This is a genomic window from Staphylococcus simiae (genome assembly GCF_017357005.1).
Lineage (GTDB): Bacteria > Bacillota > Bacilli > Staphylococcales > Staphylococcaceae > Staphylococcus > Staphylococcus simiae_A.
The window spans coordinates 1,842,070-1,865,121 of sequence record NZ_CP071589.1 but is presented as its reverse complement, the minus strand read 5'-3'; the positions used below and the strand labels follow the sequence as shown (position 1 = coordinate 1,865,121).

Annotated in this window: 23 protein-coding genes and 1 pseudogene; 19 read left to right on the top strand and 5 right to left on the bottom strand. The window is 31.0% G+C overall.

The window, feature by feature from the left end; all coding sequences use genetic code 11:
• The first annotated feature begins 131 nt into the window (after nucleotides 1-131).
• The 5 genes from map (at nucleotide 132) to vraR (ending at nucleotide 3,885) form a co-directional block, all read left to right on the top strand.
• Complete coding sequence (gene map, locus J3R86_RS08570) at nucleotides 132-887, top strand: type I methionyl aminopeptidase (RefSeq protein ID WP_207516939.1); 756 nt, start codon at nucleotides 132-134, stop codon at nucleotides 885-887.
• A 236-nt stretch (nucleotides 888-1,123) separates the two neighbouring features.
• Nucleotides 1,124-1,510, top strand: coding sequence for a hypothetical protein (locus J3R86_RS08565; protein ID WP_207516938.1), 387 nt, complete (start codon nucleotides 1,124-1,126; stop codon nucleotides 1,508-1,510).
• A 14-nt stretch (nucleotides 1,511-1,524) separates the two neighbouring features.
• On the top strand, nucleotides 1,525-2,226 hold the full coding sequence (gene vraT / locus J3R86_RS08560; protein ID WP_207516937.1) for a cell wall-active antibiotics response protein VraT: 702 nt from the start codon (nucleotides 1,525-1,527) through the stop codon (nucleotides 2,224-2,226).
• Nucleotides 2,223-3,266, top strand: coding sequence for a sensor histidine kinase VraS (vraS, locus tag J3R86_RS08555; protein WP_207516936.1), 1,044 nt, complete (start codon nucleotides 2,223-2,225; stop codon nucleotides 3,264-3,266). Before vraT ends, vraS begins: the two co-directional genes overlap by 4 nt.
• On the top strand, nucleotides 3,256-3,885 hold the full coding sequence (vraR, locus tag J3R86_RS08550; RefSeq protein ID WP_002464447.1) for a response regulator transcription factor VraR: 630 nt from the start codon (nucleotides 3,256-3,258) through the stop codon (nucleotides 3,883-3,885). Before vraS ends, vraR begins: the two co-directional genes overlap by 11 nt.
• A 210-nt stretch (nucleotides 3,886-4,095) precedes the next feature.
• Here vraR and J3R86_RS08545 read toward each other — a convergent pair whose 3' ends face one another.
• The 3 genes from J3R86_RS08545 to J3R86_RS08535 form a co-directional block, all read right to left on the bottom strand.
• On the bottom strand, nucleotides 4,096-5,313 hold the full coding sequence (locus tag J3R86_RS08545) for a YihY/virulence factor BrkB family protein (protein ID WP_207516935.1): 1,218 nt from the start codon (nucleotides 5,311-5,313) through the stop codon (nucleotides 4,096-4,098).
• A 370-nt stretch (nucleotides 5,314-5,683) separates the two neighbouring features.
• Entirely contained in the window at nucleotides 5,684-5,959 is a 276-nt protein-coding gene (locus tag J3R86_RS08540) for a YtxH domain-containing protein (protein ID WP_207516934.1), read from the bottom strand.
• A gap of 6 nt (nucleotides 5,960-5,965) precedes the next feature.
• Nucleotides 5,966-6,430 carry a low molecular weight protein-tyrosine-phosphatase gene (locus J3R86_RS08535; protein WP_207516933.1) on the bottom strand — a complete coding sequence of 155 codons (465 nt, stop codon included), beginning with the start codon at nucleotides 6,428-6,430 and terminating at the stop codon, nucleotides 5,966-5,968.
• Between the two features lie 146 nt (nucleotides 6,431-6,576).
• Here J3R86_RS08535 and J3R86_RS08530 point away from each other — a divergent pair, with 146 nt between their 5' ends.
• The 4 genes and pseudogenes from J3R86_RS08530 to J3R86_RS08515 form a co-directional block, all read left to right on the top strand.
• On the top strand, nucleotides 6,577-6,777 hold the full coding sequence (locus J3R86_RS08530) for a DUF1128 family protein (RefSeq protein WP_088177495.1): 201 nt from the start codon (nucleotides 6,577-6,579) through the stop codon (nucleotides 6,775-6,777).
• Between the two features lie 13 nt (nucleotides 6,778-6,790).
• Entirely contained in the window at nucleotides 6,791-8,035 is a 1,245-nt protein-coding gene (locus J3R86_RS08525; protein ID WP_207516932.1) for an aminopeptidase, read from the top strand.
• A 69-nt stretch (nucleotides 8,036-8,104) separates the two neighbouring features.
• Nucleotides 8,105-8,635, top strand: coding sequence for an acyl-CoA thioesterase (locus J3R86_RS08520; RefSeq protein WP_207516931.1), 531 nt, complete (start codon nucleotides 8,105-8,107; stop codon nucleotides 8,633-8,635).
• A gap of 280 nt (nucleotides 8,636-8,915) precedes the next feature.
• Nucleotides 8,916-9,293 (top strand): annotated as a pseudogene (locus J3R86_RS08515) (transposase); the annotation flags it as partial.
• Between the two features lie 523 nt (nucleotides 9,294-9,816).
• Here J3R86_RS08515 and yfkAB read toward each other — a convergent pair.
• Nucleotides 9,817-10,968 carry a radical SAM/CxCxxxxC motif protein YfkAB gene (gene yfkAB / locus J3R86_RS08510; protein WP_207516930.1) on the bottom strand — a complete coding sequence of 384 codons (1,152 nt, stop codon included), beginning with the start codon at nucleotides 10,966-10,968 and terminating at the stop codon, nucleotides 9,817-9,819.
• A gap of 241 nt (nucleotides 10,969-11,209) precedes the next feature.
• On the opposite strand from yfkAB, the gene J3R86_RS08505 reads away from it, so the two are divergent.
• The 9 genes from J3R86_RS08505 to J3R86_RS08465 all read left to right on the top strand — a co-directional run bounded on the left by J3R86_RS08505 (nucleotide 11,210) and on the right by J3R86_RS08465 (nucleotide 20,569).
• Nucleotides 11,210-11,371: an SE1561 family protein gene (locus J3R86_RS08505; protein WP_207516929.1), complete on the top strand. Its 162-nt coding sequence runs from the start codon at nucleotides 11,210-11,212 to the stop codon at nucleotides 11,369-11,371.
• A 133-nt stretch (nucleotides 11,372-11,504) separates the two neighbouring features.
• A complete protein-coding gene (locus tag J3R86_RS08500; RefSeq protein WP_207516928.1) occupies nucleotides 11,505-12,023 on the top strand; it encodes a type 1 glutamine amidotransferase domain-containing protein in 519 nt (172 codons plus the stop codon).
• Between the two features lie 439 nt (nucleotides 12,024-12,462).
• Nucleotides 12,463-13,473: a siderophore ABC transporter substrate-binding protein gene (locus tag J3R86_RS08495; protein ID WP_207516927.1), complete on the top strand. Its 1,011-nt coding sequence runs from the start codon at nucleotides 12,463-12,465 to the stop codon at nucleotides 13,471-13,473.
• 631 nt (nucleotides 13,474-14,104) lie between these two features.
• Nucleotides 14,105-15,391, top strand: coding sequence for a group II intron reverse transcriptase/maturase (gene ltrA / locus J3R86_RS08490; RefSeq protein ID WP_207518488.1), 1,287 nt, complete (start codon nucleotides 14,105-14,107; stop codon nucleotides 15,389-15,391).
• A gap of 626 nt (nucleotides 15,392-16,017) precedes the next feature.
• A complete protein-coding gene (gene sgtB / locus J3R86_RS08485) occupies nucleotides 16,018-16,827 on the top strand; it encodes a glycosyltransferase (protein WP_207516926.1) in 810 nt (269 codons plus the stop codon).
• A 293-nt stretch (nucleotides 16,828-17,120) separates the two neighbouring features.
• Nucleotides 17,121-17,939 (top strand): recombination regulator RecX, encoded by an 819-nt coding sequence (gene recX, locus J3R86_RS08480; RefSeq protein WP_207516925.1) that lies wholly within the window; start codon nucleotides 17,121-17,123, stop codon nucleotides 17,937-17,939.
• Nucleotides 17,917-18,228, top strand: coding sequence for a YfhH family protein (locus J3R86_RS08475; protein WP_207516924.1), 312 nt, complete (start codon nucleotides 17,917-17,919; stop codon nucleotides 18,226-18,228). Before recX ends, J3R86_RS08475 begins: the two co-directional genes overlap by 23 nt.
• A 17-nt stretch (nucleotides 18,229-18,245) precedes the next feature.
• On the top strand, nucleotides 18,246-19,763 hold the full coding sequence (locus tag J3R86_RS08470; RefSeq protein ID WP_207516923.1) for an ATP-binding cassette domain-containing protein: 1,518 nt from the start codon (nucleotides 18,246-18,248) through the stop codon (nucleotides 19,761-19,763).
• An 8-nt stretch (nucleotides 19,764-19,771) separates the two neighbouring features.
• Nucleotides 19,772-20,569, top strand: coding sequence for a hypothetical protein (locus J3R86_RS08465; RefSeq protein WP_207516922.1), 798 nt, complete (start codon nucleotides 19,772-19,774; stop codon nucleotides 20,567-20,569).
• A 300-nt stretch (nucleotides 20,570-20,869) separates the two neighbouring features.
• Here J3R86_RS08465 and J3R86_RS08460 read toward each other — a convergent pair whose 3' ends face one another.
• Nucleotides 20,870-21,847 (bottom strand): metal-dependent hydrolase, encoded by a 978-nt coding sequence (locus J3R86_RS08460; protein WP_207516921.1) that lies wholly within the window; start codon nucleotides 21,845-21,847, stop codon nucleotides 20,870-20,872.
• 149 nt (nucleotides 21,848-21,996) lie between these two features.
• Between J3R86_RS08460 and mutY the strand changes: the two genes are divergently transcribed.
• Nucleotides 21,997-23,034: an A/G-specific adenine glycosylase gene (gene mutY, locus J3R86_RS08455; RefSeq protein WP_207516920.1), complete on the top strand. Its 1,038-nt coding sequence runs from the start codon at nucleotides 21,997-21,999 to the stop codon at nucleotides 23,032-23,034.
• The last annotated feature ends 18 nt before the right edge of the window (nucleotides 23,035-23,052 follow it).

Here is a 23,052-nt window from a genome sequence, read left to right as displayed (position 1 = left end):
TCAGTATTGAAATTATGTTCGTCTACCAATATTAAATAATAGAATTTATAAAATAACGTAGTTACATCTTTAGTATATCAAAGAATATTTGCTATAATAAGTTATAATATTATAAAAAGGAACGGGATAACATGATTGTAAAAACAGATGAAGAATTACAAGCGTTAAAAGACATTGGTTATATTTGTGCTGTTGTGCGTGACACAATGCAACAAGCAACTAAACCAGGTGTCACAACGAAAGAGTTAGATAACATTGCCAAAGAATTATTTGAACAACATGGGGCTTTATCAGCACCTATTCATGATGAAAATTTCCCTGGTCAAACATGCATCAGTGTAAACGAAGAAGTTGCCCATGGCATTCCTAGTAAACGAGTGATTCGTGAAGGAGATTTAGTAAATATTGATGTTTCAGCTTTAAAAAATGGCTACTATGCAGATACTGGTATTTCATTTGTTGTTGGGGAAGCAGACAATCCACTTAAACAAAAAGTATGTGATGTAGCAATCATGGCTTTTGAAAATGCTATGACAAAAGTAAAACCAGGCACTAAACTAAGTAACATAGGTAAAGCAGTGCATAATACAGCACGTCAAAATGATTTAAAAGTGATTAAAAATTTAACTGGTCATGGTGTCGGTCAATCATTACATGAAGCACCAGCACATGTGTTGAATTATTTTGACCCTAAAGATAAAACATTATTAACTGAAGGACTTGTTTTAGCTGTTGAACCATTTATTTCTTCAAATGCTAGTTTTGTATCAGAAGGTAAAAATGAATGGGCGTTTGAAACACAAGACAAAAGTTTTGTAGCACAAATAGAACATACAGTTATCGTTACGAAAGATGGTCCAATTTTAACAACGAAAATTGACGACTAAATCGCCTTCAATTTAATAACATTTTCTAACTAAGACCAAAGTATGAAAGCTATATCGTTCCGGAGCCTATTAATAATAGCTCCGGAATTATTTTATAATAATAAAGAATAGAAGGACGAATGTATAAAATGATGTCTAGCTTTGAGACTATGATACTTTCATAGTTAATTTAAATCATATAGTTACAAAATATATACATTGAACCTATGATTAATTATTATGAAAAGGTGAGTAATATGAATTATGTTGAACATTATATAAATAACTTTTTAAAAGCAACAGTTAAAAATAACATTATAGATTATCGCATGGTCTTAGACGAAAAACTAAAAAATCTTGAAGGATATATCAAGTATTTAACAGACAAGAAAGCACAGCTTAGTAAGTTAATTGACAGTCTGATGTTTACATTAGAAAATAAATATATTGATATTGCTGATAAATATGAAGTAAGTTGTGTCAGTGAAATTAATCATTTAGAAATTGAACGCATTAAAGCACAACTTAATAGTGTTGAAACAGATTATGCTCGTATTGAAGCAGAAATTAAATTACAATCACAAGAGAGACTAACAACAGAAAATGAGTGTTACTTAATAAATTATATGAACGCTGTAGCATAGAAAGGCGGCGAAGCATGACACATAAATATATATCAACACAAATGTTGATTATTTTTACGGCATTAATGATTATTGCTAATTTCTACTATATTTTCTTTGAGAAAATTGGATTTTTACTTGTTTTATTATTAGGATGTGTTCTAGTTTATGTAGGATATTTATATTTCCACAAAATTAGAGGTTTATTAGCGTTTTGGATTGGTGCATTGTTAATAGCATTTACTTTATTATCAAACAAATACACAATTATTATTTTGTTCTTATTTTTATTACTATTAATGATTCGCTATCTTATTCATAAATTTAAACCGATGAAAGTTATAGCGACAGAAGAAACAATGTCGTCCCCATCATTTATCAAACAAAAGTGGTTTGGTGAGCAAAAAACACCAGTCTATGTCTATAAATGGCAAGATGTCCAAATACAACATGGTATTGGGGATTTACACATTGATTTAACAAAGGCGGCAAACATTAAAGAAAATAATACAATTGTCGTGAGACATATCTTAGGTAAAGTCCAAGTGTTAGTGCCTATTAATTACAATATTAATTTACATATGGCAGCATTCTACGGTAGCGCATATGTCAATGATAAATCTTATAAAGTTGAAAATGATAATATTCACATTGAAGAAATAGTGAAAACTGACAATTACACGATTAATATCTACGTATCAACATTTATAGGAGACGTAGAGGTGGTTTATCGATGAATCACTATATAAGAACGATAGGTTCTATGTTGATTTTAGTATATAGTATGTTAGCGGCATTTTTCTTTATTGATAAAGTGTTTGTTAATATCATTTATTTTCAAGGGATGTTTTATACCCAAATTTTTGGTATTCCAGTATTTCTATTTTTAAATTTAATTATTATCTTCTTATGTATTATTGTAGGATCTATTTTAGCTTATAAGATTAATCAACAAAATGAATGGATTAAGACTCAAATTGAACGCTCTATAGAAGGTGAAACTGTTGGTATTAATGACCAAAATATTGAACTGTATAGTGAAACGATTGAGTTATATCATACATTAGTGCCTTTAAATCAAGAATTACATAAATTAAGATTAAAGACACAAAATTTAACTAACGAAAATTATAATATTAATGATGTCAAAGTTAAAAAAATAATCGAAGATGAACGACAACGTCTAGCTAGAGAATTACATGACTCAGTCAGTCAGCAATTATTCGCTGCTAGTATGATGCTTTCTGCAATTAAGGAGACGACTTTAGAGCCACCATTAGATCAACAAATTCCTATTTTGGAAAAAATGGTGCAAGATGCGCAATTGGAGATGAGAGCACTATTATTACATTTAAGACCTCTAGGATTAAAAGATAAGTCATTAGGAGAGGGCATTAAAGACTTAGTTGTAGATTTACAGAAGAAAGTACCTATGAAAGTTGTCCATGACATTCAAGAGTTCAAAGTACCAAAAGGAATTGAAGATCATTTATTTAGAATTACTCAAGAAGCAATTTCTAATACACTTAGACACTCCGATGGTACTAAAGTGACTGTTGAATTATTTAACAATGAAGATTATCTGTTATTAAGAATTCAAGATGACGGTAAAGGCTTCGATATGAATGATAAAGTAAAACAAAGTTATGGCTTGAAGAATATGGAAGAAAGAGCATTAGAAATTGGTGCGACATTCCATATAATTTCAATGCCGGATGCAGGAACGCGTATAGAGGTAAAAGCACCTCTTAATAAGGAGGATTCATATGACGATTAAAGTATTATTTGTGGATGACCATGAAATGGTTCGTATCGGTATTTCTAGTTATTTATCAACACAAAGTGATATAGAAGTAGTAGGTGAAGGTGAATCAGGTAAGGATGCTATATCGAAGGCACATGACTTGAATCCGGACTTAATTTTAATGGATTTATTAATGGAAGATATGGATGGTGTCGAAGCTACTACTCAAATAAAAAAAGACTTACCACATATTAAAGTATTAATGCTAACAAGCTTTATAGAAGATAATGAAGTTTATCGTGCTTTGGATGCTGGCGTTGATAGTTATATTTTAAAAACAACAAGTGCTAAAGATATTGCTGATGCTGTACGTAAAACATATAATGGGGAATCTGTTTTTGAACCTGAAGTATTAGTAAAAATGCGTAATCGTATGAAAAAACGAGCTGAATTATATGAAATGTTAACAGAACGAGAAATGGAAATATTGTTACTTATTGCTAAAGGCTATTCCAATCAGGAAATCGCTAGTGCATCACATATCACCATAAAAACAGTTAAAACTCATGTAAGTAACATATTAAGTAAATTGGAAGTACAAGATAGAACACAAGCTGTTATTTATGCATTCCAACATAATTTAATTCAATAACTAGTTTGTATGTAACCTATACATCTAAAACAATAAACTCCTTGTAAAGTAGACACTTAAGAAGTAACTACTTTATAAGGAGTTTTAAAGTTGAAAAAAAGTTATAACGTTGACATACATTGTCATTAATAACTAATGATACAACATATAATTTAATTTTATTTAAGTTAGTGTTCATCATTATTTAAAAGACAACGATTTTAGTTGAAGTTAATCTTTTTTAAATTTATCTATGACTTTTTCGGCTATGTTTTTATCATCTTCGGGATATTCATCGTCTGGATGTTTATCAATATGATATTCTTTGTTATGCGTATTATTAGCATCATTATTATATTGATATTTAGTATCTTCATTATAATGATTTTGGTTATTATCGTCGTGTTGCAATGCAGCTTCTTCAGGTGTTTTCCCTTTAATCACATTACGTTGATGAATAATAGCATTAATCTCAGCACCAACAATGATAATAAAGCTTGTAATATATAACCAAAGTAACAATATAATGATTCCGGCAATACTACCATATGTTTTAGAGTAGTTACCAAAATTTGAAATGTACCAACCAAATCCAAATGAACCTACTAACCATATAACTGAAGTGAAAATAGCACCAGGTAATACAGATTTAATTTTAGTCTTAACATTAGGTGCTACTGAATATAACACAATAAATACAATAAATATTATGATAATTGGTAAACCAATACGAATTAAATTAAATATCCATCTTACTTCATCATCTAGTCCTAGTGGTCCAAATAAGAAATGACTAATAACTGAACCTAAAGTTGGTAATGCTAAGGCTACTACAAAAACGACACCCATAACAATAGTGAATAAAACACTCAATAGTTTTAAGACGATACCATTACGGCTATCTTCAACATCATATGCAACATTAAATGAGTTCATAATTGCTGTCATTCCATTTGAAGCGGACCAAATCGCTAAAATCAAACCGACTGATAATAGACCGCCACTGGAATTTTGTGTGACATCGTTAATAACGCCTTTGATTAACGTAGACGTATCTGCAGGTGCATTACTAAGCATCTCAGTTATTTGACTTTGTTTAATATTGAAAAATGGTAACAAAGTTAAAAGGAAGATAAGCATAGGGAAGAGTGCTAACACAAAGTGATAAGTCATTTGAGCAGCAAGCCCTGATGCATCATCTTTACCAATACGGTAAATTAGATAAGATAAAAAGTTTGAATCTTTTTTATACTTTGCTGGCTTGTTTAATCTTGACACAAAAAGTACTTGATCATCTTTTTTAGTATCCTTAGATTGAAATTGTTGAGGTTCAACATACGTACGATCTACTTTTATTTTAGATGAACTACTTTTTTTGTCATTATGATCATCTTGGCCATTCTTAATAGAATTAAGAAATTTGGAAGATGTAGCGTCTTTTTTTGACATAATAAGTCCTTAACCTTTCTATTTTTTAATCTCACAATATACCATTAAATGTAGGTTCTCTATTTTTTAGGACTAATAAATAAAAAATAATTATGTATCAGTCCAATTTGGGAGAGAACCAAAATATATCAATTGTTGAAAAGTATAAACTATATTTATTTTGAGTGAATAATACATTTTCTAAACCTAAAGAAAGAGGCTATAACAATGATGAATCATGTCAGCCCCATCTTCTATATCTATGCTGTATTAAGCAAGCAACAAGTGAACAATTTTAAAACATAAATATAATGAAGATATGATTTAAAGTATTCGACTTGCATAAAAACGCTTAAATTACCATAGATAGTATCAAACTGCTAAACCAATGTTAACGTTGATTTTTTCTGTTAACAAATGTATCTTTAGCATCTTTAAGAGAACGTTCTAATTCTGGGTTGTTACGACGGATTTCTTCTACAACGTCTTTCCAGTATAAAACTTCATCTTTAATGTTAGTTATTTTAGATGGTTTACGACTACGGTTGCCATTTTTAGCATCTTTAAATGATTGTACTAAACTATCACGTGTAGATTTATCAGCTAAAGTTGCAACACCACCGATAACGGCACCAATTAATATACCAGGAACTAATTTGTTTTTCATAATAATTTACCCCTCTTTCAAATTTGCATCTTTGACGATGTAATCAATTAAGTTATCACAAGATGATAATACCATGTCATACACACCTTCAAAATTATTCGTGTAGTATGGGTCAGGCACATCACTTTCTTCCATATTACTAAATTCTAACAGTTTGAACAATTGTCCCTTTAAATTAGGGTTGATAGATTTGATATTATCGACATTACTTTGATCCATAGCAATAATATAATCAAAATCATCAGTTGGTTCGAATAACTCACTAATCATACCATTATATGGAATATGGTGTTGGTCTAAAATTTGTTGAGTTCCTTTATGAGGTGGCTCACCAAGATTCCAACTACCTGTTCCTCGAGAATGCACTTTAATATCATTAATTTGTCTATCTTGTAATCGTTGTCGCATAATTGCTTCTGCCATTGGTGAGCGACAAATATTACCAAGACAAACAAAAGCTACATCTATCATCATCATTCCTCCAAACTCTGTAGTTATATCCCCATTTTATAGTGTCTTTAAACAATAAGAAAGTAGAATATATAAATTTCTATCAAAGTTTATTAAATTGTGATACTTTGATTACATAACTAAATTTAGAGGTGAACATTGTGGCAATGACAAATGAAGATAAAGTTCTAGCAATTAGACAAAAATTAAATATCGTTAATCAAGGTTTATTAGATCCTGAAAAATATAAAAATGCGAATGAAGAAGAAATAACTGAAATATACGATTTTGTACAATCAAGAGACAGATTATCACCAAGTGAAGTGACTGCAATTGCAGATGCATTAGGTCAATTACGTCAGGATTAAGGAGAGAATTTTTATGACAAATTATCAACACAAATTACAACAATATGCAGAATTACTTGTAAAAGTTGGGTTGAATGTTCAACCAGAACAACCTGTTTTCATTAGATCATCTGTTGAAACATTAGAATTAACACATTTAATTGTTGCAGAAGCGTACAAAAATGGTGCATCGGATGTACGTGTTGAATATAGCGATCCTACTTTAAAACGTTTAAAATATGAAAATGAATCTGAAACATATTTTATGAATAATGATGTAAAGCAATATGATGTAGATGCGAGAATGGATTACGTTTCAAGAGGAGCAGCTAATTTAGCATTAATCAGTGAAGATCCATATTTAATGGAAGGTATTGATAGTAACAAACTACAAGCTGCACAACAACAATATTCAAGAGCTTATAAAGGATATATGGAAGGTGTTCAAAAAAATGCATTTCCGTGGGTGGTAGCGGCATTTCCATCTAAAGCATGGGCACATCGTGTTTATCCAGATTTACCTATTGAAGAAGCATATAGTAAATTTATCGATGAAGTATTTGAAATTGTGCGCGTTGATGGGCAAGATCCAATTGAAAATTGGCACCAACATATTAAAAATCTAAGTGTCTATTCTAATAAGTTACAACAAAAAAATTATAAAGCATTACATTACGTGTCAGAAGGTACTGATTTAGTAGTTGGATTACCACAAAGTCATATATGGGAAGATGCGACGAGTTATGTTAATAATAATGGTCCATCATTCATTGCTAATATACCAACTGAAGAAGTGTTTACAGCACCAGATCGTTTAAGAGTAAATGGCTATGTTACTAATAAATTACCACTTAGTCATAATGGCACAATTATTGATGGTTTCACATTAACATTTGAAAATGGAGAAATTATTCGTGTACAAGCACAACAAGGTGAAGAAGTATTGAAAGATTTAATTAATACTGATGAAGGTTCTAAATATTTAGGTGAAGTTGCTTTGGTACCATATGATTCACCAATATCAAATAAAAATACTATTTTTTATAACACATTATTTGATGAAAATGCCTCATGTCATTTGGCAATCGGTTCAGCATATGGTTTCAATGTTAAAGGTGGAACTGAAATGACGACTGAAGAAAAATTAGCAAGTGGATTGAATGATTCTAATGTACACGTTGATTTTATGATTGGTAGTAGTGACTTGAATATATACGGTATTTTAGAGGATGGTAGAGAAGAATTAGTCTTTAAAGATGGTAATTGGGCCGATTTTTAATGATAAAAATAACATAGCTTAATAAGGGCATAAAATTATTGAGTTTAAAAGGGAATAGGGAGTTAACATATGAGTAAAAATGATAGACCAATGAAGTCTATGTCTGCTTCAAAATGTTATAAAAATAGACAAGTATTTCCACAGGATACGAATCACCATCATACTATGTTTGGTGGTACATTAATGGCAAATATCGATGAAATTGCAGCTATTACTGCAATGAAACATGCAGGTGCACAAGTTGTCACAGCATCAACTGATTCTGTAGATTTTTTAAAGCCAATTAAGACAGGTGATATTCTACAATATGTTGCTATGGTGTCTTATGCAGGTACAAGTTCAATGGAAGTTGTAGTTCAAATCCGTATTGATGATGTGTTTAACAATACACAAGAACTTGCAGCGCTAAGTTTTCTAACATTTGTAGCTTTAGACGATAATGATAGACCCAAAAATGTTCCAGGAGTATATCCTGAAGATGATGTAGAAAAATGGTTTTTTGAAACAGCACCACAACGTGTTGAAAGAAGGAAGGCACGACGTATTGAAAGTAAGCAAACGATAGAATATTTAGCTAAAGTACAACATATTAATGATTAGTTAAAATAAGAAAAGACAGATTGTTACAGTATAAAATATATCTATACTGACAATCTGTCTTTTTTAATTTTATCATTGATACTGATAAAAAATAAAACATACTAAGATTAGCTGTGAAGAAATCTATGACGACAGATTTTTTCACAGCTATTTTTTATAGTTGTAGAGAGAGAAGTAGACTGTGCATCCCCTTGGGTTTTAAACCCGTATGAAAAACTAGTCAGTTTTACTCTCGCCTTTTAAAATTCGTTTGTAGTATGTTGGGTTCTTGAAACTGTGTATAGGAAAGTTAAGTGCAGCGATGATTATTGGGGAAATTGGTGATATTACACGATTCAGATCACATAAACAGCTCAATGCTTTTGTAGGTATTGATATCAAACGATATCAATCAGGTAGTACATCTAGTAGAGATACAATCAACAAACGTGGTAATAAAAAAGCGAGAAGACTATTGTTGTGGGTGGTTATGAATATTATAAAGGGTCAACATCATTATGATAATCATGTCGTCGCTTATTATTACAAACTAAGAAAGCAGCCTAATGAGAAACCTCATAAGACTGCCGTCGTTGCTTGTATAAATCGATTGTTAAAAACGATTCATTATTTAGTAATGAATCAGAAATTGTACGATTATCAAATGTCCCCACATTAGCCAAACGTACAATCAAATATAGTTTAACACCTTATTCAAAAAAAATTAAATTGAACGGTTTAATTTAGTAATGTTTATTTTATTTATAAGTACTTGACTAATCGTAGGAATGGGGAGTGGGACAGAAGTAAATTTTATATAAAATTTATTTCGTATATGCCCGTCTTGCACATTTAAAGCTACTTAGATTTTAATCTTTAGTAGCTCTTGCCCAACCTGCATTGTTTGTAGAAACTGTAAGTACAGTTTCTCTGTGTTGGGTCCCTATGCAATTGTTGCGTTAGCAACCAATTGTAATCCCTATATTTTTCTATGACGGGTCCCTTGCCCAACTTGAATTGTCTGAAAAAACTGACTAACCAGTTTTTTTGTGTTGGGTCCCTCCCACCCCGGCAAGACTGACTAGGTTTTCAAAATGGTGATTTATCAACGCTTTGAAAACCAGGCAGTTACTGTCCAATGCTTAAATTTAAGTGTAAAATACATTTTTTCCCAGGCTCATGCTTGTTTCAAAATGTTGGTATTATTGTTGCACAATTTGTGGTTTTGAGTGCATCATACGTTCATTTTCTTTAAAATCCATATTTGGATAATACATATTTTTAACTAATATATTTGGCCCGAGACAATTAAATTCCGAACAGTGACAATTAAGTGATTGAGCTAAATTACTATTGAGCCATTTATCAAATACATCAGTTAATTTATCTTGTTTAATATTAGAAATAGTACCAGTTTCATCACCAAAATCCGTTACAATCACATTACCTGTAAATACATTTACGTTTAAGCGACTGCGACCATCAGGGTCATTTCTAGTCGTTACATTACGTGCTGTTCTTAAGCGACGTAACAACTGTTGATCATTGTCATCGTTTATACAAGGGAAGACAGGCAATGTACCAAATAACATCCAAATATCTTCATTTCTAAAATCTAAGAGATCATTAATTGCTTTTTTCATTTCGGCTAACGATAACACATTCAGTTGGCTAGCAAAGTCAGCTGGATACATAGGATGAATTTCATGACGACTACATTTCATATCATGAACGATTTCATGATGAATTTTTTGTAGATATGGTAATGTGCTTTGATTAAGCATGGTTTCAGCTGACACAAACATACCTTGTTCAGATAATGTACGCGCATTATCTATCATTTGATCATACAGTTTTAATTTTGCTTTTAGTGGAGGTTGCTTTTGCATAGCCCCAAATCCAACAGTAGCAAATTCGTCAGTTGTTCCCCAGTTATGAGAGATATGCATGACATCGATATATTCAGCGATATCTAAATACCTATCTTGAGGTAAAGTTAAGTTGGAATTCATTTGAATATAAATACCACGCTCATGTGCATATTTTAATAAGGGTTTAACAACGTTTCTAATTGATTTTTTGGAAAACATTGGTTCTCCACCTGTAATTGACATTGTACGCAAATGAGGTATTTCATCTAGTCGACGATATATCAAATCCATATCTAATGGTTCGGGATCTGACGTTTGCAATGTGTAACCTACGGCACAATGACTACAACGCATATTACATAAATTTGTTGTTGTAAATTCAATATTACTTAGAGTTAATTTGTCGTATTGTTGCATATCATTATATGCTTCCCAGGGGTCATTATAAATGCTAATTGGTTGCTTTATGTTGACGCTATTCATCGTCTAAAACTTCCTTCTTTCTATTATTGAAAATATGTGATATTAACTTATCAATGTTAATTTAGTATTAAATTATGATTATCAAATATAAATTATCTCTCACTTTGTAAATTATGAAAAGGTATTTTTTAATTGTCGCAATAATTAGAAACAGATTAAATACTAAATAATAGTATATCGCTGACACATGATTTCTGTTAGGATAATAATGAGAAATAAAATTAAAGGAGCTTACTTTTTTATGGATGAACAACAAACAATCGACCAAATTAAAACGCGTTTAAATAAATTTATTGAGGATATTGACCATGTCAATCCTGATGAAGTTCGTGTTGAAGATATAGATGAATGGATTGGATTGTTAGATCAATTAGAAGAAAAAGTGAAACAAGTATCAAAATAAGTTAAGCTGTGGATTTAGTCGTTAAATGTCATATTTTAATAGAACAACCTTATTTTATATTGATTTATGTTTAATCATGATTAAAGTTGTCTATATTATAATTAGCAATCATTTAAAGAAAGGTGATTTTATAATGACTAAAAAAGTAGCAGTAATTCTAGCAAATGAATTTGAAGATATAGAATATACAAGTCCAAAAGAAGCATTAGAAAATGCAGGATTTGAAACAGAAGTCATCGGTGATACAGCTAACAGTGAAGTCGTTGGTAAACATGGTGAAAAAGTAAATGTAGACGTAAGTATTGCTGATGCGAAACCACAAAATTACGATGCATTATTAATTCCTGGTGGATTTTCTCCAGATCATCTACGTGGCGATGCTGAAGGACGTTATGGTACATTTGCAAAATACTTTACTAAAAATGATGTTCCAGCGTTTGCTATATGCCATGGACCACAAATTTTAATTGATACTGATGATTTAAACGGACGTACATTGACTGCCGTATTAAATGTACGTAAAGATTTATCAAATGCAGGTGCACAAGTAGTGGATGAATCAGTTGTAGTTGATAACAACATTGTGACAAGCCGTACACCTGATGATTTAGATGATTTTAATAGAGAAATCGTTAAACAATTACAAGATTAATATATAAAGAACCTAGTATATTAAGTTTCTAGGTTAATCACAAAGGCAATTTCTATTGAGTTTGATAGAAGTTGCCTTTTTTTTCGGTTCTCTATTTTTAGGACTGTTAAATAAAAAATAATTATGTATCAGTTATTTGGGAGAGAACCTTTTTTCATGTCCGTAATTATTTGTTCGCGCTATTTGTAAACTGACTAATGACTCGAAAAATTAATGTACTAAATGTATAAAATATTTTGATGTCGAGGTCTTTGAGTCACCAAACTAAGGCAAAAACGGTCAAATGGATGTTTAAACTCTCAAACGAAGTAACCATTTCTTATCATAAAAAATTTATGGAAAATAGTGATAATCACACAAATTGAGTAAAATACATTATTGTAATTGAGAATGATAATCATTTATAATAGGTCTACTATATGATAAGGAGAGGGAAATATTGAAAAAAGTATTATTTGTTATTCTTTGTCTTACTGTAATGTTGTCAGCTTGTAGTACTAATTCAAATGACAAAAAGGATGAAAAACAAAAAACTGTAACTATAAAGCAGACTTATGAATTCAAAGAAAAGAATAAAGATCATAATAAAGGAAAGGTGAAAACTGAAATGACTAAAGTTCCTGTAAATCCTAAGCGAGTTGCAGTTATGGATTATGGTGCTTTAGACGTTATGAAATCTTTGAAATTACAAAATAGAATCGTTGCAGTATCTAAAGGTCAAGGATCATCTCTTTTACCAGAAAGTTTAAATGAATTTAAGGATAAGAAATATACTAACTTGGGTAATCCCGGCAAACCAGATTACGATCAATTAGCTAAAACGAAACCAGATTTAATATTTGCCTCTTTTAGACAAGCACATACACAGACTTTAGATGAAATGAAAAAGGCTGCACCTAAAGCTAAAATTGTCTTTGTCAGTCCGGATAATGATAATTATTTACAATCTATAAAGCATAACACAAAAAATATTGGCAAAATTTTTAACAAAGAGCAACAAACAGATAAATTAATCACTAAATTAAATAATAAAGTTGAAGAAACAAAAAAAGCGATTAACGATGAACGTGTATTATTCTTAAACGTAGATGATAAGGGTATTAAAGCATTTGCAGATAGTGGTAGATTCGGTGGCTTTTTAAATAAAGATTTAGGTATAAAACATGCTGATTCAAACATGAAACCAAATTCATCTGGTACAATCATTTCAAATGAATATCTTGAAAAACTTAACCCAGATAAAATATTTGTTATTGATAGAACAAAAAGTTCAACTCAACATAAAAAACAAATTCCTCAAGCATTAAACAACCCTGTAATCAAAAATGTAAAAGCAGTTAAACAACATAATGTAACTCCTTTTGATAGTAATACATGGTTTTTCGGTGAGGGTGGAATCAATTTAACTATTGAACAGTTAGATAATATACAAAAAGCATATCAAAAATAACACAAATAAAATCTGAAAGAACGAAAACAAGGCATTAAGCGTTTAATTATTGACGCATTGTTATGTCACTATTGTTAGTTATAACAAGGAAGTTAGGCAATGAACCATTGCTTAATTTCCTTTTAATTGTGCGCCCGGCATGGGTAATTACTAGACGGTGAAAGTCCGTTACAGGCTTGGTAGTAGGAACTGTTAGCGAAAGACAAGGGTGTCCATTGTGAAATGGAATCTGAAGGAAGTCGGACGCAAACACTCGCACTGACGAACAGAAATATCATACAAGGCTATGTGGAATGGATGAATCTGCAATACAAGATAAAGTCCGATACTACCCGAGTTCTATATAGTAAATGATGCAGTGGAATGAGTGGAAAGTGGTTACTCTTACCCGGGGAGGTCTCATCAGCGATAAAAAAAATCGTAGTAATAACGAATGATGAGAAGTCAGCAGAGGTCATAGTAGGTAGAAATACTGAAGGACTGAACAATATTCATACAAAGTAAAGAATGGAGGTTAGAGATTTACAACGTACAGAATACAATTAATGATTGGCAACTCATAGAAAGATAAGTAGTGGAACGAAAAAGGATATATGAGTGCGTACAGTAAATCTTAGGTGAAATGAAAGAAATGTATCGTGAGTCTCCATCTATGATGGAGCTTGTTGTAAGAGAGAATAATATACAAAAAGCAATTAAGAAAGTGAAGAAAAACAACGGTGCACCTGGCATCGATGGCATGCGAGTAAGTGAATTAACATCACATTTCGCAAAATACTTTCCACAAATTAAACAAAAACTGCTTGATGGCACGTATAAGCCACAAGCAGTAAGAAAGGTTGAAATACCTAAATCAAATGGGAAAAAGCGCGTGCTTGGAATCCCTGTCGCAAGAGACAGAGTTATCCAACAAGCCATTAAACAAGTCATTGAACCTAGTATCGACCGTACTTTCTCAAAACACAGTCATGGCTTTAGACCGAATCGTAGTACAGGAACTGCACTTAAAGAATGTGCAACATACTATGAAGAAGGTTACTTAGTTGCAGTTGATTGTGATTTAAAACAGTGCTTTGATATGTTGAACCATGATAAATTAATGTATCTATTTGAACGACATGTTCAAGATAAAGCCATTTCTAAATTTATTCGTAGAAGCCTACAGGTTGGTGCAATCGACCTCAATGGTAATTATCGAAGTAGAGAAATAGGTGCACCGCAAGGTGGTGTTATTTCCCCGTTACTTTGTAATATTTATCTTCACGAATTAGATAATGAATTGGAGAAACGTGGTCATCGCTTTGTTCGTTATGCAGATGACTTCGTCATCTTTGTACGTACAAAACGAGCGGGTCAACGTGTCATGGAAAGTGTGACAAAGTTTATCGAAAAAGACCTTAAACTTATTGTAAATAGTGAAAAGAGCAAGGTAGGTTCTATCACACGTTTAAAGTTCTTGAGTTGTCTAATGACCAAAGTAAATGGCACTTATCGTTTCAGACCGACTATGGAAGCAAGAAGAAATTTAAAACGCACCTTAAGACGTCTAACGAAACGAAATAGACCAGGTACCTTTAAAGAGATTATATCAGAAATTAATCAAGTAACACGAGGGTGGATAAATTACTTTGGTAAAGGATTTATTACAGGTTTTGTAACGAAGTTACAATCATGGTTAAACCGACGCATTAGACAACTAATCCTCAAAAGATGGAAAAGAATAAAAACCAAATATAAGATGTTACGTAAGTATGGACTTGACCATAAGAGTGCAATGAAAATTGCCAATTCAAGAAAGAAATACTGGCGCTTATCATCAACGCATGAAGTTCATCGTGCACTTACAACAAAACGTCTCTACAAGTGGGGGTTAGAACCATTAACCCAACTCGCAGAGACGGCTTACGCAAGATATTGAACCGCCGAGTACGGAACCGTACGCTCGGTGGTGTGAGAGGACGGATAATCAAATAATGGTTATCCTCCTACTCGATTTATTTGAAGTTAATAACAATCAATTTTATAAACATTAGCGATGATGTGTTGCTGTTATTAAGACCTTTAAAAAAATTTAAAATGATGATTCATAGTGAAAATATTTAATTAAAGTGATTAGCAATTACTTTTTTAATAATAAATGGTACAAATAATGTTGAGTTATTAATGATTACCATAATATGTTCTTTAAACATCCCTCTTAAATCTATGAAGTTAGCGTTTATGTTCAATATATGGTCTAATTTTTAGTTATGATAAGAAATTTGATATCGATAACAGGAGCCTGGGAGAAAAATCCACAAAATAATAGTACAAAGACGATTTTATTTTGAATCGCCTTTGAGCTTCTTTATATTCAATACTCCATATTGTAGTTTCGCGTCTCCAGGGTGCTTGTCTCACTCCCTCTTTCGGATGAATATATGATAATTGGACACAATTTAAGTACACCCCAGGACTGATTTTTTCAATAAAGTATAGCCTATCTGTGTGACTACTGGTAAACTCAAATTATACAAGTGAGTTTAAAGAAGAAGGAGCAAATGCATGAAAAGAAGCGATAGATACGCAAGCTCTACAAAACATTTAGAGCAGAACACACGCGAACCTCACTATAATACTTATTATCAACCAGTTGGTAAACCACCAAAGAAAAAGAAAAGTAAAAAAATTATATTAAAAATTACTGTCTTCATTTTAGTTATCATTGCAATATTTTTTGGTGTCATGTATTTTCTTGCGTCACGTGATAACGTTGATGATTTAAAGAAAATTGAGAATAAAAGTGATTTTGTAGCAGCAAACAATATGCCTGATTATGTTAAAGGTGCATTTATTTCCATGGAGGATGAAAGATTTTACAAGCACCATGGTTTCGATATTAAAGGAACGACAAGAGCACTATTTTCCACTATTAGCGATCATGATGTTCAGGGTGGTAGTACAATCACTCAACAAGTTGTTAAAAATTATTATTATGATAATGGTCGTTCATTTACTCGAAAGGTAAAAGAATTGTTTGTAGCACATCGAGTAGAGAAACAGTATAGTAAAGATGAAATATTAAGCTTCTATTTAAATAATATATATTTCGGTGACAATCAATATACGATTGAAAGTGCAGCAAATCATTATTTTGGAGCTACAGTTAACAAAAATAACACTATGATGCCACATTTAACAGTACTACAAAGTGCTATTTTAGCTAGTAAAGTTAATGCGCCGAGTGTTTATGATATTAATGATATGTCTAATAATTTTAGACAACGTATTAGTACGAATTTAGAAAAAATGAAACAACAAGCGTATATTTCTAATGCTCAATATCAAGAAGCGATGTCACAATTAAATCATTAACATATGATGCCACACATTTCTAATTTATAATGTTATGTGTGGCATCATATTTATATATTGTTAATTACGGTTCATTGTCAAATTAGGTTGATGTATAAATGTTGAATCCTATTTTTTATAGAGCCTAATTAAAAGCGAAGTGACAATTTACTGTTGATTACTGTGATAATATATTTTAATCTGCACATGAAAAGCTTATACATTTTAAAAATAAAATGATTATAAACGGTTTTTGGCACTTTATTATTAATTAATTTTATTAAAATAACAATAATCGCATGGGAGGTACGACGATGCCAACAATTTCTAAATTAGAAGTACAAAAAAAGAATAAAGAGCGTTTTAATTTGTATCTAGATGGACAATTTGAAATGGGTATAGATATAGATACTTTAGTCAAGTTTAATTTGAAAAAAGGACAACAACTTGAAGCATCTGATATGCAGCAGATACAACAATATGATCATTATCGCCAAGGCTTAAATACAGCAATACAGTATTTATCATATAAAAAAAGAACTGCTAAAGAAGTTAGGCAATATTTAGCAAAAGCAGAAATATCAGAACAAGCTATTGATGACGTAATCAATTATTGCTATCAAGAAAAATTAATTGATCATGTAGACTATGCGGAAAGTTTAAAAAACACTATGATTCGTACTACTGATAAAGGTCCAGAGATATATCGTCAAAAATTATATCAAGTTGGTGTAGAGTCTTCTATTATCGATCAATATACTGAATTATATAAAGAACAGCAACCACTTGAAGATATCATTGCAATAGCAAATAAAATCATGAAGACTAAAAAAGGACCAGTCACTAAAGTGAAACAAAAAGTGATGCAGTCTTTGATGCAAAAAGGATTTGACATGGAAACAATTCAACAGGTACTAAATGAGATGGATTTCGAACAAGATGAAGCAGTATTAGATGATTTGTTACAACGTGATTTAGAAAAAGTTTATACAAAACTACGTAAAAAATATGATCAACAAAAATTAATTCATAAAACAATTGAAGCACTTATGAGAAAAGGCTATAAATATGATAAAATTAAAGCTAAATTAGAAGAAAGTGGTATCGTCGATGGAACAGAAGAAATTGAGTGAGATGTCAGAACAAGAATTACGACATGAAATTCAACTATATAGAGAAAAAATGAGAAAAGCAGAAATGAATGGCATATTGAATGAATATGATGTCTATCAAAGTAAAGTAATAGTAGCAGAAAGCTATTTAGTTGATCGTAATAAAATAGTAATAGGTAAAATTTATAAACTTAACGATGGTAGTAATCAATATTTTAAAGTTGAAAGATTAAAGGGTATATTTGCGTGGGGCTTCAGATTTAATAGTAATGAGCCTGAAGAAGGTTTACCAATCGCGTTATTACAATAATAGAAGGATGAAATTAGATGGCAAGTTCAATTGTATTAAAGTTACTCAAAGTAACGCATTACTATAGAAATAAACGAAATCATAGATGGTATCTACCTTTTGGTTATGGTGCTGAAGATATAGAATTAAATAATGTATCTCTTCATATATATCAAGGGGAAGCATTAGGGATTATTGGGGAGCCAGAATCATCTAAAACATTAGTTGGACAAATCCTTGGAGGAGCCATTAATCCTGATAAAGGTAAAGTTGTTTGTAAAGACGATATTTTTTACAGTTACATTGAAGATTATAAAGCAATTAATCAAACAATTGAGAACTATGTTGCGCAAATTGTTGAGCTATTTAATTATCAAATTAATGACCATAAAGCCGAACAGATTATTCACTATGCACATTTGCATGATATAAAAGAGTATAAAGTGAGTGATTTAACGAAAGAACAATACGCACAATTAGTGTTGAGTATTGCTAGATCTTCTAAGTCTAATATTATCATTTTAAACCATATTTTGACTTATTTATCAGAGCAATTTATGGAAAGAGCGCTTGAATTGGCTGATGATTATATTGATAATAATCAGACGATCGTATTTATAGATGATGATGTTAACAAAATCGAACAAGTAAGTAATTATATTGCATGGTTTTCACATGGACAATTAAGAATGGAAGGTTCTTTAAAACAAGTGCTACCTGTTTTTAAAGAACATGAAAGAGATAGACAAAGTTTAACTGATGAAGAAGAAATAAAAAATTATGATTTAGATTGGAAGAAAAGTCGTAGTAGAATTCCAGAAATGACATATAATTTCAAACGAATTGAACGTTATAATCATGCTAAGCCTCCACAATTTCTTATTAGATTTTGGACAATAGTAACAACCTCGTTACTTGGTATGTTATTAATGGCTGTTTTGATTTTTAACAATAGCGGTATTATATCTTTCGCTGATAACACAAATCGTAATGCTATCGAAAATGAAAATAAAGATCCTTATGTAGACAAATTAGCCTATGGTATTGCTTTTGATGGCAGTGTGACATTGGACGGTGATAAAAGTGTTACGCTTCCTAAGTATAGTGTTATAACGATTACTGGTGAAAATAGTAAAAATTATAAAGTCAGCTCAGATAATAAAACGTTTATCGTTAACAAAAATAAACTAGACTATTTTAATCCAGCAGGACTTTACCAATCTCATAGTATGAAAAAATTAGCACCATTTATGAAATCTAATTATAGTAATTACATAGATTATTTTAATAGCCAACTTCATAAACAACATAGTTCTGTAACTAAAACGTTAGTACCGAGTGATGACAATCGTTATGTCGCACCAATTACGCAACAACCAATTGATATGTTATTTAATGATAACAATCAATTATATGGATTTGTTTTTCCAATTGTAGATAAAGCTAAGTTTAAAGATAAATTTAATGTTAATTCTAATATTTGGATTGCCAAAGTTGGAAATGGCTATTGCATTGCTAATATGAAAGAAAATAAATGGATTTATATTGAATTGTAGGTGGAAAAATGCTAGATCAAATAATATCATATTTTAAAAATTTACCTCATTCAGTTAGGTTTACCATCAAGCGATTAAAAACAACTTGGCCATTGTTTATTGCCTTAATAGCGCTATGCGTATTACTTCTAATAGCATTTGAACTCGTAGTTCATTTTGGTCACCTCTCTGATATAAGAGAAGCAAGATGGATGTTGAGAATCGTTTCGTTCATAGTATATTTGTGTATTATTTTTGCAATATACAAAGGCTATCAACACTATGCTAAAGATTTTATGTTGATGCAATCATTTAATCTATCGGCAACAATTCCAAATATAGTGATAGTCATTTTAGCTATCGTGTCATTAGCTGTTGTTACTACTTTTGCAGCAGTGTTAAAGCCAATTAATTTCGAAACATCTATCATTGCCTTACTATTTTATATCGTATTATCTGCTATATTGATTAGTACGCTATCAGTGACAATAGGTCTTCTTAGATTGATATTTAAAAATGTAGATGTCATTTTCTATGTATGTTCTATAATTAACATTGTGATATTACCTATTGTGTTTATGCCGAATCCCAATCAGATGTTACTTAATCACATCTTAATGCTTAATCCTTTTTACTATTTAGTAAACGGTATGTCGCAATCGGTCATGTTCGGTGTCACTAGTATGGAGAACATACCTTATCATTTCTACTTTGTATTTATAATTGTGCTGTTACTTGTTATTAATTTTGCCTTGGCTCGATATACAACACATGCAATTTATAAACAGCATACAAAAGAAAGTACTGTAACTAAACCAGTTGAGTAATTTAGATAAAATTATAGCCTCTTAAAAGTGAAGGTACCAACATGCAACTTTTGGGAGGCTATATATATTTTAAATATCATGAAGTATAAATATTCATATGTGTCACAAATTACAAAGTTAAGATTTTTATAGGACTGACAATTAAAAAGTGAATAATTATGTATCGGTTCAATTTTGGAAAGAAATCAATATAAGCAATTTTAACGTAATAAAAACTGCCAACAAACAAGTAATTGTATGTCAGCAGTTTTTTTGTTATTATCAAATAATTTCAATACAAAATGTGTTAAAAATAGGTGGTTAATGACTATATAATTTACGTTGCAATTTGTCTTCCGTAAATACCCATCCAATATAAGAATGATCAATAATATTGTCTGTTGTTAAATGTGCAATAGCTACAAATGAGTAATGATTATTTTTTAAATATCTTAAGTCAATTAATCTTATTTCAGTAGTACCGTCACCTAAATCAGTTGTTTGCCAGCGATAAATTGATGAAAAGTTAAGAAACGTTCTAATATCTTTATTACCTTTAACTTTCCATAATAAAGAATCAGTAGTTAAACCTTGCCTTTTTACTTTATCGCTAAAGACAACGTTTCGTCCACGTGCAAGTCCTACATAATCATATTCGTCTGTTTGAATCGCAACTCGCCATTCCATAAATTTCATAGTAGGAGCAACAAAAATTTTGACAGGATGATGCTCTTGTTGAATCGTTTTAAGTGCTTGTTTTTTTATAGTTGAACGCATTTTAAATCTAATAATGTAATAAATAATTAAAATTGCGATTATAGGAAAGAAGATGATAAATGGATGTACACCTATAATCCATAGTACAATACCTAAGCATAAAATAATAAAAATAATTGGGTCAAAAGTATTGATAACACTAAGTTGAATCCACTTATTTGTAATAGGTCGCAACGCCTGTGTACCATAGGAGTTAAAGATATCTACAAAAACGTGTAAGAACACAGCAAGTTGTGCCCACATCCATATATGCAATGGTTCAACGCCCTTGAAAAAGGTAAAGATTAAGAATGTAATTAAAATCGGCCAAAGAATCGTAAATGGTATGGAATGAGTGATACCTCTATGATGAGAAATATAAGTAGCATTATCTTTTAATTTAAGTACGGTATCGCCATCAGGTATTAAAGAGCCAATAATTAGAGTTGTTGCAGTAGCACCAAATGTACCAGCCATTGCAGGGTCTTGTGTTGCTAATGCAGTTAATCCAATACCCATTGCGATATGTGTTGCAGTATCCATATCTGTTCCTCATTTCATCATATTATATTTATTATTATAATCGAATTTTGCAAATAACAAAATTAACTTACTTATTAACTACCATTATAGTGTACACTAGAAACATTATGACTTAAAAATTAATTACTTTTAAAAAGAGAGGTATTTAAATGTATCAACAGCAAAATTTTAAGACGCATTTGGTACAATGGTTCGATAAAAATCAAAGAGATATGCCTTGGAGAGAAACGACAAATCCATATTATATTTGGTTGAGTGAAGTAATGTTACAACAAACACAAGTAAAAACAGTGATTGATTACTACTATAGATTTATCGATAAATTCCCGACCATTGCTGCTTTAAGTAAAGCATCTGAAGATGAAGTATTAAAATACTGGGAAGGTTTAGGCTATTATAGTAGAGCACGAAATTTTCATACGGCTGTTAAAGAAGTTGACGATAAATATCAAGGTATTGTACCTGATGATCCGGAGTTATTCAAACAATTAAAAGGTGTAGGACCTTATACAGAGGCAGCGGTGATGAGTATAGCATTTGATAAACCTCTAGCGACTGTCGATGGTAATGTATTTCGAGTGTGGTCTAGATTAAATAATGATCATAGAGATATTAAATTACAATCAACTAGAAAAGCCTACGAACAAGAGTTATTACCCTTTGTACAACAACAGGCTGGTACTTTTAACCAAGCAATGATGGAATTAGGTGCTTTAATTTGTACACCGAAAAATCCAATGTGTTTATTTTGCCCTGTACAAGAACATTGTGAAGCATTTCATATAGGTAACATGACAGAATTACCTGTAAAAACTAAAAATATAAAAAAGAAAACAATAACACAAAAAGTATTTTTAATTAGAAATGAAGCAGGACAATATTTATTAGAAAAGCGTCAGCAAAAATTATTAAATGGTATGTGGCAATTTCCAATGCATGAATTTAAAAATGCAGATAAAGCAATGTCTGAGTTATTAAATACAGCAATTACTACGTTAGATGAACCGTTAATGCAATTAAAGCATCAGTTTACGCATTTAACTTGGGATATAAAGGTATATGCTGTACCTTATACTGTTGATAACTTAACATTACCCGACAATATGGCATGGTTTGATCTTGATGATAGAGATCAATTATCGTTACCAGTTTCCATGTCTAAAATTTATCAATTTATAACTGGTTAACTAGAGCTATTATTATAC